At 42.5% G+C, this 16,409-nt stretch carries 17 protein-coding genes and 1 other annotated feature; of the genes, 3 read left to right on the forward strand and 14 right to left on the reverse strand.

Annotation, left to right across the window (positions count from 1 at the left end):
• Positions 1–34: 34 nt before the first annotated feature.
• From pheT to NSU13_RS13040, 3 genes are all read right to left on the reverse strand, one after another.
• Entirely contained in the window at positions 35–2,449 is a 2,415-nt protein-coding gene (pheT, locus tag NSU13_RS13030; protein WP_342489549.1) for a phenylalanine--tRNA ligase subunit beta, read from the reverse strand.
• A gap of 15 nt (positions 2,450–2,464) precedes the next feature.
• On the reverse strand, positions 2,465–3,499 hold the full coding sequence (gene pheS, locus NSU13_RS13035) for a phenylalanine--tRNA ligase subunit alpha (protein ID WP_034624184.1): 1,035 nt from the start codon (positions 3,497–3,499) through the stop codon (positions 2,465–2,467).
• 375 nt (positions 3,500–3,874) lie between these two features.
• Complete coding sequence (locus NSU13_RS13040; RefSeq protein ID WP_046312017.1) at positions 3,875–4,618, reverse strand: RNA methyltransferase; 744 nt, start codon at positions 4,616–4,618, stop codon at positions 3,875–3,877.
• Between the two features lie 113 nt (positions 4,619–4,731).
• On the opposite strand from NSU13_RS13040, the gene sspI reads away from it, so the two are divergent.
• Positions 4,732–4,953 carry a small acid-soluble spore protein SspI gene (gene sspI / locus NSU13_RS13045; protein WP_024425725.1) on the forward strand — a complete coding sequence of 74 codons (222 nt, stop codon included), beginning with the start codon at positions 4,732–4,734 and terminating at the stop codon, positions 4,951–4,953.
• Positions 4,954–4,995: 42 nt separating this feature from the next.
• Here the strand turns inward: sspI and cstA are convergent, their stop codons facing one another.
• Both cstA and NSU13_RS13055 read right to left on the reverse strand, forming a co-directional pair.
• Positions 4,996–6,792 carry a carbon starvation protein CstA gene (gene cstA / locus NSU13_RS13050; RefSeq protein WP_046312019.1) on the reverse strand — a complete coding sequence of 599 codons (1,797 nt, stop codon included), beginning with the start codon at positions 6,790–6,792 and terminating at the stop codon, positions 4,996–4,998.
• Between the two features lie 345 nt (positions 6,793–7,137).
• Positions 7,138–8,226 carry a M42 family metallopeptidase gene (locus NSU13_RS13055; protein ID WP_024425723.1) on the reverse strand — a complete coding sequence of 363 codons (1,089 nt, stop codon included), beginning with the start codon at positions 8,224–8,226 and terminating at the stop codon, positions 7,138–7,140.
• Positions 8,227–8,405: 179 nt separating this feature from the next.
• Here NSU13_RS13055 and NSU13_RS13060 point away from each other — a divergent pair, with 179 nt between their 5' ends.
• Positions 8,406–8,810: a hypothetical protein gene (locus tag NSU13_RS13060; protein ID WP_024426127.1), complete on the forward strand. Its 405-nt coding sequence runs from the start codon at positions 8,406–8,408 to the stop codon at positions 8,808–8,810.
• A 17-nt stretch (positions 8,811–8,827) separates the two neighbouring features.
• Here the strand turns inward: NSU13_RS13060 and NSU13_RS13065 are convergent, their stop codons facing one another.
• From NSU13_RS13065 to NSU13_RS13100, 8 genes are all read right to left on the reverse strand, one after another.
• Entirely contained in the window at positions 8,828–9,094 is a 267-nt protein-coding gene (locus NSU13_RS13065) for a DUF1294 domain-containing protein (RefSeq protein WP_342489550.1), read from the reverse strand.
• Positions 9,095–9,148: 54 nt separating this feature from the next.
• On the reverse strand, positions 9,149–9,508 hold the full coding sequence (rplT, locus tag NSU13_RS13070) for a 50S ribosomal protein L20 (protein WP_007501659.1): 360 nt from the start codon (positions 9,506–9,508) through the stop codon (positions 9,149–9,151).
• A 31-nt stretch (positions 9,509–9,539) separates the two neighbouring features.
• On the reverse strand, positions 9,540–9,740 hold the full coding sequence (gene rpmI, locus NSU13_RS13075; RefSeq protein ID WP_003216324.1) for a 50S ribosomal protein L35: 201 nt from the start codon (positions 9,738–9,740) through the stop codon (positions 9,540–9,542).
• A gap of 24 nt (positions 9,741–9,764) precedes the next feature.
• Positions 9,765–10,280 (reverse strand): translation initiation factor IF-3, encoded by a 516-nt coding sequence (gene infC / locus NSU13_RS13080; protein WP_024718649.1) that lies wholly within the window; start codon positions 10,278–10,280, stop codon positions 9,765–9,767.
• A 70-nt stretch (positions 10,281–10,350) separates the two neighbouring features.
• Positions 10,351–10,482, reverse strand: a sequence feature (ribosomal protein L20 leader region).
• 128 nt (positions 10,483–10,610) lie between these two features.
• Positions 10,611–11,306 carry an antiholin-like protein LrgB gene (gene lrgB / locus NSU13_RS13085; protein WP_024425719.1) on the reverse strand — a complete coding sequence of 232 codons (696 nt, stop codon included), beginning with the start codon at positions 11,304–11,306 and terminating at the stop codon, positions 10,611–10,613.
• 14 nt (positions 11,307–11,320) lie between these two features.
• Positions 11,321–11,764: an antiholin-like murein hydrolase modulator LrgA gene (gene lrgA, locus NSU13_RS13090; protein ID WP_024425718.1), complete on the reverse strand. Its 444-nt coding sequence runs from the start codon at positions 11,762–11,764 to the stop codon at positions 11,321–11,323.
• A 137-nt stretch (positions 11,765–11,901) separates the two neighbouring features.
• Positions 11,902–12,639: a LytTR family transcriptional regulator DNA-binding domain-containing protein gene (locus tag NSU13_RS13095; protein ID WP_211043124.1), complete on the reverse strand. Its 738-nt coding sequence runs from the start codon at positions 12,637–12,639 to the stop codon at positions 11,902–11,904.
• Complete coding sequence (locus NSU13_RS13100) at positions 12,636–14,393, reverse strand: sensor histidine kinase (protein ID WP_101676778.1); 1,758 nt, start codon at positions 14,391–14,393, stop codon at positions 12,636–12,638. The genes NSU13_RS13095 and NSU13_RS13100 overlap by 4 nt, the downstream gene beginning before the upstream one ends.
• Positions 14,394–14,569: 176 nt before the next feature.
• On the opposite strand from NSU13_RS13100, the gene NSU13_RS13105 reads away from it, so the two are divergent.
• The gene (locus NSU13_RS13105) at positions 14,570–15,349 is read left to right on the forward strand and encodes an HAD family hydrolase (protein WP_081124654.1); all 780 of its coding nucleotides are present in this window, start codon (positions 14,570–14,572) and stop codon (positions 15,347–15,349) included.
• A gap of 56 nt (positions 15,350–15,405) precedes the next feature.
• Here the strand turns inward: NSU13_RS13105 and NSU13_RS13110 are convergent, their stop codons facing one another.
• A complete protein-coding gene (locus NSU13_RS13110; protein WP_342489551.1) occupies positions 15,406–16,326 on the reverse strand; it encodes a methyl-accepting chemotaxis protein in 921 nt (306 codons plus the stop codon).
• Positions 16,327–16,409: the final 83 nt, after the last annotated feature.

The following is a 16,409-nucleotide window of genomic DNA, read 5'->3' on the forward strand; positions in this document are numbered from 1 at the left end:
AAGCTAGAGCCCATGAGGCCCTAGCTTTTTTCCTTTAACCGCGTAAGACGGCTTGATACGTATCTTCTAGTGCTTTCAAAACTTTTGTGTGAACAGCGGTGACTTCTTCCTCGGTCAACGTTTGTTCAGGGTTTAAATATTGAAGAGAGAATGCAACAGATTTTTTGCCTTCTTCCATATGTTCCCCTTCGTACACATCGAATACAGATAGGTCTGTGAGTAGATGACCGCCTGCTTCATAGATGACACGCTCCAGCTGTCCGCTTGAGATATGCTGATCGACAACAAGTGCGATATCTCTTGTCACAGCAGGGAATCTCGGAATCGCTGTATATTTCATATCCTTCGTTTCAGATGTCATCACATCTGTTAAATCAAACTCGAATACATACGTTTCTTTTAAATCCAATTCTTTTTCAACGACTGGATGCAGTGCGGCAACAAAGCCAATGACTTGACCATTTAAGTGAACATCTGCTGTTCGCCCTGGGTGAAGACCCTCACGCTCTGCTTGAACATATGTGATTTGGTCTGACACACCAAGCTTTTCAAACAATCCTTCAGCAATTCCTTTCGCTACATAAAAATCGACGGCTTTTTTCTCGCCCTGCCAAAGATTTTTATGCCATAAGCCTGTCAGCGCACCAGCGACATGTTCTTTTTCCACTGGCTTTGCCCCTTCAGCTTCTGCTAAGAAAACAGAGCCCGTTTCATAAAATCCAAATGAATCAGCTTGTCTTGCCAAGTTATATGCAACAGAATCAAGTAAGTTTGGCAGAAGACTTTGTCTCAGCACACTGCGTTCCTCACTCATTGGCAGAGAAAGTCTCGTTTCATAAGCTGGATGCAGGGCAAAAGCTGTGGACTTATGCTGATTCGTCAATGAATACGTAATCGCTTGAGAAAGTCCTGCGCCCTCTAAGAAACGTCTTACCTTTCTGCGCTTTACTTGGTATGGGGTGAGACCGCCAACAGTGCCGGCTGTCGCGGGCAGTGTAGATGGAATATTATCGTAGCCGTATAATCTTGCGACTTCTTCAATGAGGTCTTCTTCAATCGTAATATCCATTCTGCGGGAAGGAACTGTTACGACAAGAACATCATTTGATTCGCCCACTGTAAAGCCTAATTTGTTGAAAATCTGAATCATATCTTCTTTTGAAATGCTCATTCCAAGCACCTTGTTCACACGCTCAGTTGATACGTGGATGACATTCATACTTGCTTCAAGGTGATTTTCCTCAACTGTACCGCTTAGCACTTCACCGCCTGCATACATGCTGATCAATTGAGCTGCTCTTTCTGCTGCCGGTTTCGTACGCTGCGGATCGAGGCCTTTTTCAAATCGTGTGCTTGATTCACTGCGAAGCCCTAAGTCTCTAGATGCTTGACGGACTGTTTGACCGTTGAAATATGCCGCTTCTAAAAGAATCGTCGTCGTCTCATCCCGTACCTCTGATTCGAAGCCGCCCATGACGCCTGCTACCGCGTGCGCTTTCGTTCCATTCGTGATGACAAGATGCTTTGATGACAATGTACGCTCTTGCTCATCGAGTGTTTGAATGATTTCGCTGTCAGACGCTTTACGAACGACCACCTGCTTTGAACCAAAGCGGTCATAATCAAAGGCATGAAGCGGCTGGCCGTATTCAAGCAGTACAAAGTTTGTAATATCCACAACGTTGTTAATTGGACGGATGCCTGCATTCATCAATCTTGTTTGCATCCAAAGCGGTGCTGGTCCAACCTTTACATTTTTAATGATCTTCGCTGCATAAAGTGGATTCGCTTCTTGATCCTCAATTTTAACAGAAATATAGTCTGCTGCTTTTTCGGAAGAAGTGTCATGTGCTGTATCAGGAAGCTTGATATCTCTTCCTAAAATGGCGGCAACCTCATAAGCCACACCCAGCATATTCAGGGCATCGGCACGGTTTGGTGTTAAGCCAAGCTCAAGTACCGCATCATCTAATTGAAGTGCTTGAAGAGCATCATCCCCTGGTTTCACGTCATTCGGAAAAACAAAAATCCCTTCTGCATATTCCTTTGGTACGAGCTTGCTCTCTACGCCTAATTCTTGCAGAGAACAAATCATGCCATGAGACTCTTCACCGCGCAGTTTTGCTTTTTTAATTTTAAAGTTGCCAGGAAGGACTGCGCCAACCGTTGCGACGGCCACATACTGTCCTTTCTCCACATTCGGAGCCCCGCAAATAATTTGCACCGGTGCGTCTTCGCCGATATCAACAAGACATTTGTTTAATTTATCCGCATTCGGATGCTGTTCACGTTCAATGACGTGTCCAACGACAACTCCTTTGATGCCTTCGCCTTTATATTCAACGGTTTCCACTTCAATTCCGCTTCTTGTGATTTTTTCTGCTAATTCAGCCGGCTTGATGCCTTCTAAATCGACATAGTCTTCTAACCATTTATATGAAACAAACATGTTGATTTCCTCCTCTTAGTCCTGCTTGAATTGCTTTGTGAATCTAATGTCATTTGTGTAGAAATGGCGAATATCATCAATGCCGTATTTCAGCATCGCGATCCGTTCCACACCCATTCCAAAAGCAAAGCCTTGGTAAGTTTCTGGATCAAATCCGCTCATTTTCAGGACATTCGGATGAACCATTCCTGCACCTAAAATCTCAATCCAGCCTGTTCCTTTACATACAGAGCAGCCCTTCCCGCCGCATTTAAAACAAGACACATCGACTTCGACAGATGGTTCTGTGAAAGGGAAAAAGCTTGGACGCAGTCTAATTTCACGATCTTCCCCAAACATTTTTCTTGCGACTGTCTCCAGCGTTCCTTTTAGATCACTCATGCTAATATTGTGATCGACGACAAGCCCTTCAATTTGCATAAATTGATGTGAATGAGTCGCGTCATCACTGTCACGTCTATATACTTTACCAGGACAGATGATCTTCACAGGACCTTGTCCTTTATATTTCTCAAGTGTACGTGCTTGTACTGGTGATGTTTGTGTTCTCATCAGTGTATCTTCGGTAATATAGAAGCTGTCCTGCATATCACGTGCCGGATGCTCCTTTGGAAGATTCAGCGCTTCAAAGTTATAATAATCTGTTTCTACCTCAGGACCTTCCTCAACGGTATAGCCCATTCCGATAAATAAATCTTCAATATCTTCGACAACTATCGTTAATGGATGTCTTGCTCCCATTTTGATTGGACTTGCCGGCAAAGTAACATCGATCGTTTGAGAAGCAAGTTTTTTCTTCACTTCTTCTGCTTCCAGCTGTTCATTTTTTTCAGCAATGGCACTAGCAATCTGCTCTCTTACTTCGTTTGCAAGTGCACCCATTTTCGGTCTTTCTTCTGCGGAGAGCTTGCCCATTCCGCGAAGTACTTCTGTAATCGGTCCTTTTTTCCCTAAGTATTGAACACGAATGTCATTGACCTCTTTGAGCGAGCTAGCTGCTTCAACCTTTGCTATCGCCTCTGTTTCAAGCTGTTTTAACGTTTCTTGCATGAGTGTGATCCTCCTTTTGATATACAAAACCGCTCGGATAAACGGCTGTTTGATCGTTTGAAGACAATAAAAAAACTCGTTCCTCCATAAAAGAAGGGACGAGTTGTGGTCGCGGTACCACCCTTGTTAAGCACAAATGCATGTGCGAATAAGCTTCATTGACATAACGGAATCAAACGAATCCGGTCCACCTTTACGCAAAGCCTGCGGTCCCGGTGACAACTCCAGAGGTGAATTCCTGTTTCAGCATTCCTTAAATGCACTTTCAGTCTACGATGCATTCTCCCTAAAAGGCCGCTTCTTGAAACAATCTTCCTCTATCATGGTTTTTAAATATTAGTTTCATTATAGTGAAAATGAGCACTTGATGCAACACTATCCGCGCAAATGATAGACTAGAACAGCTGCTGCAACAGCGACATTTAATGATTCTGCCTGCCCATACATTGGCACATATAAATTTTGATCTGTCATTTGCAGAATCGCTGGATCAATACCTGCTCCCTCATTTCCAACAATTAATGCAAACGGACCTTCTGCCGTTACGCTTCTATACTCTTTCGCATCTTTTAAGGCACTCCCGTATACAGGTATGCCTCGTTCTTTCAGTTCGGTGATCGCCTGTTGAAGGGTTTGCTTTAAGATAGGCAGGTGAAAATGAGACCCTTGTGCCGAACGGAGCGTTTTTCCGTTAAACGCATCAACTGTTCCTTCTCCTAAGATCACAGCATCAAGACCAGCGGCATCTGCTGTTCGAATGAGTGTGCCTAAATTCCCCGGGTCCTGCACTGCGTCTAATAGAAGAATTCGTTCAACCTTCTTTTCTTCAAAAACAGGAACTGTACAGACTGCGGCAATGTGCTGAGGCGTTTCTGTTTCTGTCATGGCAGAAAAGGCCTCTTCGCTCAGTTCATAAAGCTCAATGTCAGGCTGGATATGAGAAGGAAGCATATCGGGCGAGGTGACCATTAATTCCTTCACGATCCCGCTCTTTAATGCTTCTTCGACTAAATGTATTCCCTCAACGAGAAATAGCCCCGTTTTCGTTCGTTCTTTTTTCGTATGGAGCTTCTTCCACTGTTTAATGTTTGTGTTTTTAGCTGATTCTATATATTTCAAGCGACGTTAACTCCTTTAATTATCATGAATTTATTATATCTCATGCACACTACATAATAAACCTGTCTTTGAGACAGAATAGGGCTATTACCATCAAAAAAGGAGTGTGGGCAATGGATTTTAATTTAAGAGGCGCAGTCATTCAAAACATTACTGGCCATAATCAAGAACAGCTTGAACATACGATTTTAGATGCGATTCAAAGCGGCGAGGAAAAAATGCTGCCAGGCCTTGGCGTGTTGTTCGAGGTGCTTTGGCAAGAAGCATCAGAAAACGAGAAAAATGAGATCCTTGAAACATTAGAGCAAGGCTTAAAGCCTCAACAGCAGCAATAAAAAAAGCCGGTTTGCTTATAAAAGCAAGCCGGCCTTTTTCATTTAGCCAGTGATAGGCGTTTCCATTCGAAGCGCTGGATCACGCCAGATTTCGACCCATTTTTTTATCGCAAACACAATAATCACAAAACCTAAGATCAGCATGATGATCGACAGCACCGCATTCAGCACGCTGTAACCGGATGCTTCAGGATTGAGATATACATTTGCTACCATCCAATAGCCTGCATAATTCACCGTCACATATAAGTAAGCAAGCGGAATTAAACAAGTCAGCATATATCGTCTTTTATCTGCAATTTTTAATACAACGGTTGCCCCGATGATCAACCCAACCGAGGCCATTAACTGATTTGAAACCCCAAACAGCGCCCAAATAGACCCGATGTCCCCTGAGTAAAGTAAGTATCCCCACATAAAACAAGCAAGCGCACTTGCAAACACCGAACCAGGTATCCAGTCAGTTCGTTTAAGCGGTTTATATGCTTCACCTAAGAAGTCTTGAATCAAATAGCGTGCCACACGTGTCCCCGCATCAATAGCAGTTAAAATAAAGACAGCCTCAAACATAATGACGAACTGGAAGAAGTAAGAAGCCAAATGACTAAAGAACGGAATCCCCGTAAAGATATACGCCATCCCTACCGCTAATGTTACGGCACCACCCGTTCTTCCTTCTAAGTCAAGGCCGATTTCCTTACTCAGCTGCGGAAGGTTTTCGACACTCATACCGAGTGTACGGAACACTTCGGGTGTACTGTTTATCGCAAAATAATCTCCTGGATGCAGAGCAGTAGCTGCAATTAAAGCCATAATCCCAACTAAGCATTCCACAAGCATTGCGCCAAACGCAACAGGCTTCATATCACTCCATCGGTCCAGCATCTTAGGTGTTGTCCCTGAACCAACAAATGCGTGGAAACCAGAAATGGCACCGCAAGCAATGGTAATCGAAATAAATGGCCAGACAGGACCAGCTAATACAGGTCCTCCTCCATTCACAAACTCTGTAAACGCGGGGAATTGAATGGACGGATTCACGACAAAGATACCAGCAATCAGCGCAATGAATACACCAATTTTCATAAAACTACTTAAATAGTCCCTCGGTGCAAGCAGCAGCCAAACTGGCAGAGCCGCAGCAAAAAAGGCATAGATCGGCAGGGCAAGAGCAAGCGTTTTTGTATCAAGTGTTAAAAAATCACCTAGTGCCGTTCCTTGAATATTTGGACCAAGGAATACCCCAAACATCAGCAAAATAAATCCCGCAGATGTCGCCAGCTTTAAATTGCCTGTTTTTTTATAATACAGACCAACCCCCATCGCAATCGGAATCGTGATTCCAACTGCAAATGTCCCCCAAGGGTTACGTTCTAAAGCATGAAGCACAACCATAGACAAACCTGCCATTGTGATTGTAATAATAAACAGCATCGCAAGCCCTGTACAAAACCCGGCAACAGGTCCCAGCTCTTCCTTCGCTACCTCTGATAATGATTTCCCCTTTTTTCGCATCGATGCAAATAAGACGACTAGATCATGTACAGCTCCGCCTATGACTGCTCCAATTAAAAGCCAAAGGAGACCAGGTAAATACCCAAATTGAGCGGCTAAAATCGGACCCACTAACGGACCAGCAGCTGCAATGGCAGCAAAGTGATGCCCAAATGTGACCCATTTATTTGTCGGCACATAATCTTTCCCGTCCTCTAGCGTGTGAGCCGGTGTAGGATGATCATCTGTGACCTTTAATACCTTGACCATCATAAATGTGCCATAAAGACGATAGGCAATCGCTAAAATACACATAGATCCTATTACAATTGTAACCGCATTCATTTAACCATCCCCTTTGTATAAACAATTTGTTACAAATATAACATAAATTGATTGATTTTTCTTTCTTTTAAAACCAAGTTGACAAATAAGAATAATATGTTTATTCTTAAGGTAGCTTCACCTACTTCCATAAACTCTCTTTTGACAGGGCATTCTATGGCTCTGTCCTTTTTATTGCTTTCATCTTACAAAAATAAACGCTCGATCACATGTGCCTTATTCACTAGGAAATATTCTCCTTTTTTACTGAAAATAGTTCTTTTGACTCACTTTGAACACACCGTTCATTTCCTGGGAAATTCAATAAAAAAGCCTTTCCCCTGTACTGAGGAAAGGCTTTCTTACTTAAGAACCGTACGTAATCTGTTCAACGGTTTTTTGATCAAGTCTTTTGATCACTTCTGTTAAAAGCTTCACTGCATTTTCATAATCATCTCGGTGAATCATTGCGGCATGGGTATGAATATATCTGCTCGGAATTCCGATAGATAGTGATGGAACACCATGGCCTGTTAAATGAATACCGCCAGCATCTGTCCCGCCGCCAGGCATTGAGTCATATTGATAAGGAATGTTCAGTTCATCAGCTGTTTGGACAACAAAATCACGAAGTCCTTTATGAGAGACCATTGAAGCATCAAATACAACAATCGTTGGGCCTTTGCCAAGTTTGCTAGTTGCTTCTTTCTCAGTGATGCCCGGTGTATCTCCTGCTACACCTACATCAATGGCAAATCCAATATCAGGCTGAATCGTAGCCGCTGCTGTTTTAGCTCCGCGCAGGCCTACTTCCTCTTGGACAGTTGCGACGCTGTAAGCAATATTCTCATGCTGAGCATTGTGCAAATTTTTCATGACATCAATGGCGACTGCACAGCCAATGCGGTTGTCCCATGCTTTTGCAAGGAGCATTTTTTCATCATTCATGACTGTAAACTCAAAGTAAGGAACGATTTGATCTCCAGGCAGCACGCCCCACTCCATTGCCTGTTCTTTGCTTGACGCCCCAATATCAATAAACATATCCGTAATCTCAATTGACTTTTTACGAGCTTCAGGTGACAAGACGTGTGGTGGCTTTGAACCAATTACCCCTGTGATCTCTCCCTTTTTCGTCACAATGGTGACACGCTGGGCGAGCATGACTTGTGACCACCAGCCGCCGACTGTTTGAAAACGAATGTAGCCTTTGTCATCAATTTTTGTCACCATGAATCCTACTTCATCTAGGTGACCAGCGAGCATAATTTTAGGTCCGTTAGCGTTTCCTTCCTTTTTAGCGATCAAGCTGCCAAGGCGGTCTGTAGAGACTTCATCTGCATATGATTCTATGTATGTCTGCATGACTTTTTTGACATCACGTTCATTTCCTGGAATCCCTTTTGCATCCGTTAGGTCTTTGAGCATAGTTAATGTTTGATCGAGCTTTGTCATTCCATTTATCCTCCTTTATCTTCATGGTGCATTCTTATTATACAAAACCTCTTTCGTTCAATACGATCTTTTTATGAATATTTTTTCGTTTTACGAAATATTTTTTTAAAAAAAGTTGAAACCTTTTGGCGTTTTCATTCGTAGTACATCAGATAACGGTATTGGAGGTGCATCCTGTCATGTTTGTAATCCTCATGAGACTAGCTCTTGTTGCACTGCTTGTCTACATCTTCTACATGGCGGTAAAATTCTTCTCAAATCCGAGAAGAAAGCTGAAACAAGCACAATTAAAAGAAGGCTTTTATTTTATGGATGAACAGCAAAATGCGCGCAAAAATTTTAATTTCGTCTATAAAGGTGTCTTGTTTGAAGGGGAGAAGCATGTTCCTTCTAAGGATCATCCTCTGTTTGTCCACTCCATTTACGTTTGGACGGAGTCACCTGAGAAGCTGAGTGAATTTACATTAGAAGACTTTGAAAAACTGGAGGAAAACATTATCGAGCGTTATCCTCAAACAAAAATTGATTGGGATCAGCCCATAAAAAAAATCAAACAAAAAAAAGGAGCAGACACGCCGTCCTAATGGCGTCTGCTCCTTTTTCAAATAACTTGGATATATCCCAATAGGATCAACTGCAAAATAATTAATAAAGGCATGCCGATTTGAAAGGCAGGATGCTTTGTTTTATGCCGGAAATACTGCATTCCTAGATACGACCCGGCAGCGCCAAAAAGAACCGCAACACTCCATAAATGCGCCTCTGAAATTCTCCATTTATGTGCTTTGGCCCGGCGTTTGTCTTCACCCATGAGAAAAAAGCCATAGCCATTCACCAAAATAAGCAGCAGGATCAAAGCCATATTCATTCATTTCACCTCAGAAAAAAGATCACCCCTCGAAGGAATGATCTTTTATAGAACTTACTTGTCTAGTTGTGCTTTTGCAGCATCAGCAAGCTGATTGAATGCATTTAGGTCATTCACAGCAAGGTCAGCAAGCATTTTGCGGTTTACTTCGATACCAGAAAGCTTTAAGCCATGCATTAAACGGCTGTAAGAAAGACCGTTCATACGAGCTGCAGCGTTGATACGAGTGATCCATAGTTTACGGAAGTCACGTTTTTTCTGACGACGGTCACGGAAAGCGTAGTTTCCAGATTTCATCACCTGTTGGTTTGCTACTTTGTATAATCTATGTTTTGAACCGAAATAACCTTTTGCTAATTTAAGAACCTTTTTACGACGCTGACGCGACACAGTTCCGCCTTTTACTCTTGGCATTGTAATTCCCTCCTATGATTCCTATTCCAAATTACTTAATGTTTGCAAGTTGTTGTTTGATACGTTTGAAATCTCCAGCACTTACGATTGCACTCTTACGCAATTTACGTTTTTGCTTTGTAGATTTGTTAGCGAACAAGTGACTTGTGTACGCATGAGAACGTTTAAGTTTACCAGAACCTGTTTTTTTGAAACGTTTAGCAGATCCGCGGTGAGTTTTCATTTTTGGCATTGGATGTTTCCTCCCTCTGTTACTTTACTTTTCGACTTTTGGTGCAAGCATGAGGAACATGCTGCGTCCGTCCATCTTAGGTTTTGTTTCTACTGTTGCTACTTCAGCGCAGGCTTCAGAGAAACGGTCTAACACGCGCTGTCCGATTTCTTTATGCGTAATCGCACGGCCTTTAAAGCGGATAGAAGCTTTCACTTTATCTCCCTTTTCAAGGAATTTGATTGCATTACGGAGCTTCGTGTTAAAATCATGTTCATCGATTGTCGGGCTCAACCGAACTTCTTTTAAGCTAATGATTTTTTGATTCTTACGTGCCTCTTTTTCCTTCTTCTGCTGTTCGAATCGGAACTTACCATAGTCCATGATTCGGCAAACAGGTGGTTTTGCATTTGCAGCAACTAACACAAGGTCAAGATTGGCTTTCGTAGCAATTTCCAGAGCTTCCTGGCGGGTTTTAATCCCAAGCTGATCGCCATTTTGTCCGATCAAACGAACTTCACGCGCACGAATACCTTCATTAACTAATTGATCTTTGCTAATAGTGAGCCACCTCCATGAGATTTTGAATTGAGTTCACAATTCATTTGACCATTTCGTTGTATGTTTTACAGGCAAACAAAAAGTGTGGGCATATAAAACACCCACACTGCGAACATTTGCATGAAAAAATAAATGTACGGTCAACCTGTCAACTACAAACATGTGTCAATCAGGTGAGAAGCGGGTGCTTCTGCTTGTGATATCTATTCAATTCGTTAATTATTCTACACAATTTTCATTCGTCCGTCAAGTAACCGAACTCTTGAAACAACTTTTTCAGTTTAACATGATGAGACGAATTGGGCAAGACTTTTTCACACAATGACGCCATCAAAGAATCAACTGCATAAAGATTGGAATGACGATAACGGTCACAACTCCTACGACCACAACGGCGATACTTGCCATCGCTGCTTCTACTTCTCCCATCTCAATTCCAACAGAAACCCCAAGCGCATGTCCTGATGTACCAAGTGCAAGACCTTTTGCCACTGGGTTTTTAATGCGAAATAATTTTAAGAAGAAGGCACCTAGTGCATAGACAATGACTGCGTTAAATATGACCGCAAAGGCTGTGATATCTGCGATTCCGCCAATATCCTTTGCAATCGGAAGAGCAATCGCTGTTGTCGCTGCTTGTGGAAGCATGCTTTTCATCACAGCCGCATCTAAATGAATCCCTTTCGCTACGAGATATACGATCGTAATGGAACAAAGTGAACCTACAAAAATAGCGGATAAAATTTGCCACCAATATTTTTTAAGCAAGGCTCTCTGCTTATAAAGCGGGATAGCGAAAGCAATCGTGGCAGGCTCTAAGAAAAATTTGATAATCTTGCCGCCCTCATTATAATCTGCGTAGGAAAAACCGCCAACTTTCAAAAATAAAATGCCTAGTACCATCGCCACAAACAGCGGGGTGAACAAGAAGAAACCTTTTGATTTTTTAAATAAGAATGTCCCTATCCCAAAGGCGACTAATGAGACGACAATGCCAAAATAAGGACTCATTGTACTTGTACCCATTTTGCATCTCTCCTTTAATGCGTACTTGAAGCTGGTTTATTTGAATGAGAAGGAGCAGATTTACTCTCCTTTGTCTCTTTACGTTTCTGCGGTCTTTCTGATAATTGCATGAGAAGCTGCGAAAACAGCCCTGTCGCTGCAAGTAGCATAATGGTTGCAATGATAATGACGCCGACTACTTGCACACCTACTTCTTGCATGACACCTAGTGATTGAATGACTGAGATTCCAGAGGGAACAAATAGAAAGCTAATGAGTCCTGTCAATGATGTTCCTAATTGCTCCACCTGCTCCAGTTTAACGATTTTCGTTGTTAACAAAACAAATAATAGAACCAAACCAATGACGGATGCGGGCATCGGAATCGGTAAATACATTGAAATGAGATTAGAAACAAACATTACGGTTGCAAAAATAAATGCTTGAGATAGAAATCCATATACTTTCGTGGCACTCATGCCGCTTCACCTCTTTCTTCGACTGCCCTCAGTATAAGGCATGAAATAAACGAATGAAGCGTTTACAATAAAACTCGCTCGATTCAATGACTGAAATGCAAAAAACGAGTATTGAAATACAAACAAAAAAAGCCCTCCTACTCTAGCAGGAGTGACTTCTTTAATTCTTTGGCATATGTGCGGCTGACAGGAATGATAGACCCGTCTGTCATATGCAGATTATACGTCGAATTAAACCACGGCTGTACTTCTTTCATATGAGAGGTATTCACGATATAGCTGCGATGGACCCTCATAAAGTAAGCCTCAGGAAGTTTCTTTTCAATGACCACCAGCGGTTCTGAGACCTCATACTCGTGATCCTTTGTTTTCACGACCTTTTTCCCCTCGCTGAGTCCTACATACATGATCTCTTCAACTCGCAGGATCACAATTGAGTCATCGACTGAGATCGCTAATTTTTGCTGGTGGGGCGCTTTCTCATCTGACAGCTGGTGATCTTGCGTCTCAACAGATTTCCACTTTTTAAACTTTTGAATGGTCTGGAGCAGCCGCTCTTCATCAAATGGTTTTGTTAAGTAATCAAGGGCACTTACCTCAAACGCCTTCAGCGCATATTGATCAAAGGCTGTCGCAAATACAACCGCTGGCGGATCAGACATCCGGTTGAGCCTTTTGGCAATATCAAATCCGTTCTCACCAGATAAATCAATGTCTAAAAAGAGCAGATCCGGCTTATGATCGACCATCCGGTCAAAAGCAGATTCTATATTTTCTGCTTCCTGTATTTGAACATCCTCTTTCGTTCTTCGTAATAAGTATTTTAATTCATCTCTTGCTAACACTTCATCATCTACGATTAATACTTTCATCAACGAGAATCATCCTTTTTTACATAGTCCATCGGAATGCGAAATGAGATGTCAGTGCCTTGGTCACTATAAATGGATAAAGCGGCTTGTCTGCCAAAAATCCCTCTTAACCGCTGATCTAAATTAAAAAGGGCTGTTCCTGTTCCTTCTAGTGATTCGACAGGCGCTTTTAATAGCTGAGCCATCTTGTCATCATCGATCCCTTGTCCATTATCTGTCACTTTCATATAAACATGCCCATCTTTCATCAAAGCGGATACGATGACTTCACAATTCTTTTGATGTTTAGGAAAAGCATGCCTCACTGCGTTTTCAACAAGCACCTGAAGCACAAAGGGCGGAATCATCACCTGCTCCAGCTCCTTTTCGATTTGAAAGGTCACATGGTATCTATTTGGAAACCTTGCTTGTTCGAGTGATAAATATGCCTCCACATGCTGAATCTCCTTCTGCATTGGAATCAGCAGCTGGCGGGCGCCTTGCATATTTGAACGGAAATAAATACTTAGCTGAAGCAGCAGCTTCCTTGCCATCTCCACATTGGTTCTGCATAAAACAGAGATGGTATTAATAGCGTTAAATAAAAAGTGCGGGTTCACTTGTGCTTGAAGTGCTTTGATCTCTGCATCTTTTAAGAGGCGGCTTTGAGTTTCCGCCTCCCCAAGCTCAAGCTGTGTGGAAAACAGCATCGCCAAACCTTCTGCAAGCTCCTCTTCCACCCTGCTTAATCCGACCGGAGAATTGAAATACATTTTTAACGTTCCGATCGTTTGACCGTTAGAAGTGAGCGGCAGCACGATGGCCGCTTCAAGAGGGCAATGGGCGACTGAACAATTGATTTCGCCCTTCGAATGCGCCTTCATAATCTTGCCGCTCATCAAGACCTGTTTCGACAGCCCTGTAATCAGGCTTTTAGATGGAATATGATGATCTGTTCCATCTCCGACATGCGCTAAAATCTTTTCTGTGTCTGTTAAGGAGACCGCATCTGTTTCAGTCAACCGATGAATGATCTCCGCCACACTTTTACATGACTGTTCATTTAACCCTTGGCGGAAAAAAGGCAGTGTTTGATCGGCGATCGAAAATACACGATGTGTCTGCATCGCTTTTGCCTGCTCTTCTTGCCGAATGACTGACTGTAAAATAGATAAAAAGATAAAGCTGCCGATTCCATTCACAAAGATCATCGGCAGGGCGATGATACTGACAAGCCCCCATGCATCCGCAAATGGCCTTGCAAACAGAAGGATAATGATCATCTGTAATGATTCCATCGCCACACCAAAAAGAGCTGCTTGGCGAGGTGTCACCATTCGATTCCTCCGCTTAAACCTGCTGCCGACATAGCCTGCAATGACACCCGCTAAAATGGAAGAAATCGCACAGCTGAGCGCGGTGCTTCCTCCTAAGGAATAGCGATGAATTCCAGCTAAAAGCCCTGCGCCAATCCCTACAAACGGCCCCCCGATTAAACCACCCATTTCGATCCCCATAATTCTCGTATTGGCGATAGAGCTTGACGAGCCAAGGTGATAAGAAAACTCATGATTCATGACAATTTGCTGCTGAATTTCAATTCCTGTGTAATTGCTGATAATACTAAAAGAAGCAAAAATGAAGACAAGAATTGCCTTTTTCCGAAACCCTTGATTATGTAGCAATAGATTGCGAAAGCCCTTCACATGGGCAAGCACAAATCCTAAAATAACGATGATCCCCACACGCTCGATCATCATGATAATTAAATGAAGCAAACCGGCCACCTCAAATGATGTATGTCATATCTACTGTCTTTCTATTCTATCATGCGCGGTCAATGATCAAATATCTCTCAAATCTTTTCTTTATTGCCCTCTTCTTCTATTGTAAAATGAACATGAGCCTGTCACTTGCAATTGAAGGTAACACATACATAACAAGGGAGAAGATCATGAAAGCCGTATTTTTCGATTTAGATGATACTTTGCTTTGGGATGAAAAAAGCATTCACACAACTTTTCAGGAAACTTGCCGGGAAGCGGAAAAGAAATATGGACTTGATCCAGAATCGTTTGAACAGATTGTACGTGAAGAAGCAAGAAAGCTGTACTCTTCCTATGAAACATATGATTATACTGTCATGATCGGCATTAATCCTTTCGAAGGACTGTGGTCGAATTTTAGTGAACCGATTAGCGAAGGCTTTCAAAAGCTGAACGCCCTTGCACCTGAGTATCGCAAAAACGCTTGGACCAATGGCTTAAGGGCAGCGGGAATTGAAGATGAGGCATTTGGACAATATTTGGCTGATTTCTTTGCAGCAGAGCGCAGAAAACGCCCATATGTCTATGAAGAAACATACCCTGTTTTAAACCGCCTGAAAGGCAGCTACGAATTGCTCCTTTTAACAAACGGAGATCCTAGCCTTCAAAAGGAAAAACTGGCAGGTGTTCCTGAGCTTGCCCCTTATTTTAACGAAATTGTGATTTCAGGAGACTACGGGAAAGGCAAACCTGATCCGGGTATCTTTGAGCACTGCCTTCAGCTGTTAAACTTAACAAAAGACGAAGTGATCATGGTTGGAGATAATCCGAAAACAGATATTCTCGGCGCATCTCGCGCTGGCATCCAAACCGTTTGGATCAATCGCCATGGCAAGAAAAACGAAACAGATGTGACGCCTGATTATGAAATCAAAGACTTACATGAATTGTTTGATATATTAAAATAGAACAAAAAAACACCCTTCTCCTGACGACGAGATTGGGTGTTTTTGTAGTCTTAGAGCTATATGATTGCCGCTAGACTTTGCGCTTGCCGGTCTAAGCCGCGTGCTGCTTCTCCTACAATGATGAATTCCTCACTTGCCTGCTTTACAAGATCCCGGTTAGTAAACACGGTTGTCTGTGCCCGGCTTGTTCCGCTGCTGACTTTCTCTACTTCTGCATGAATCGCCTTCACGTATTGATCTACCTTGACGATCGCTTCTTTTGAATTTGTCGCTAGCTTTCGAATTTCTGCTGCCACTACACTAAAGCCATTTCCATAGGAACCCGCATGTGCCGCTTCTATTGCCGCATTTAAGGCGAGCAGCTGGGTTTGTGAAGAAATGCTGTTAATGCTTGCAGCAATGGAGCTGATGGACTCTACCTGCTCGGTTAATCCTTTTAGCAAGCTCATATTTTGATCGGTTTCGTTTGCTATATGATCAAAGGAGGCATTGACACTTTGACTATGCTGAATGCCAACTTCTGCTCGTTCCATTAATTTTGCAGACATCTCCTTTAAGTCTTCTACGACTTGCTTCATTGTATGTTCTCTCTCCGTAATATCTGTCGCCACTTTCACAACACCTACTACAGTTCCTTCTTCATCTCGAACAGGTGAATATGTCGCTTCAAGCCATAAGCTGCTGCCGTTTTTCGTGATCCGCTGCACTTTTTCTTGAAAAACTTGACCTTCTCTCAAACGCTTCCAAAACATGTGATAGCTCGTGTGTTCTGTAATATGCGGAGGACAGAACTGTCTATGTTGAAGACCGATCATCTCTTCTTTAGAATATCCCATGGCTTTTGCAAAAATATTGTTCACCCATAGAACTTCACCTGTCACATTAAATTCAATCATTGCCAGCGAGTGCTCTAATGCACGAAGAACAGCTGATTGCTCCAATACATGTGACGATAAATTGTTTGTTGTTTGCATCATCGCTTTCATTCCCCCAATTTGTCTCGAACCAATAGTACATACTTACCCTTACTTTTGTACTATCTAAACGTCTCTTTTTAGGA

It is taken from the genome of Bacillus sp. FSL M8-0049 (genome assembly GCF_038593355.1).
GTDB classification, from domain to species: domain Bacteria; phylum Bacillota; class Bacilli; order Bacillales; family Bacillaceae; genus Bacillus; species Bacillus safensis.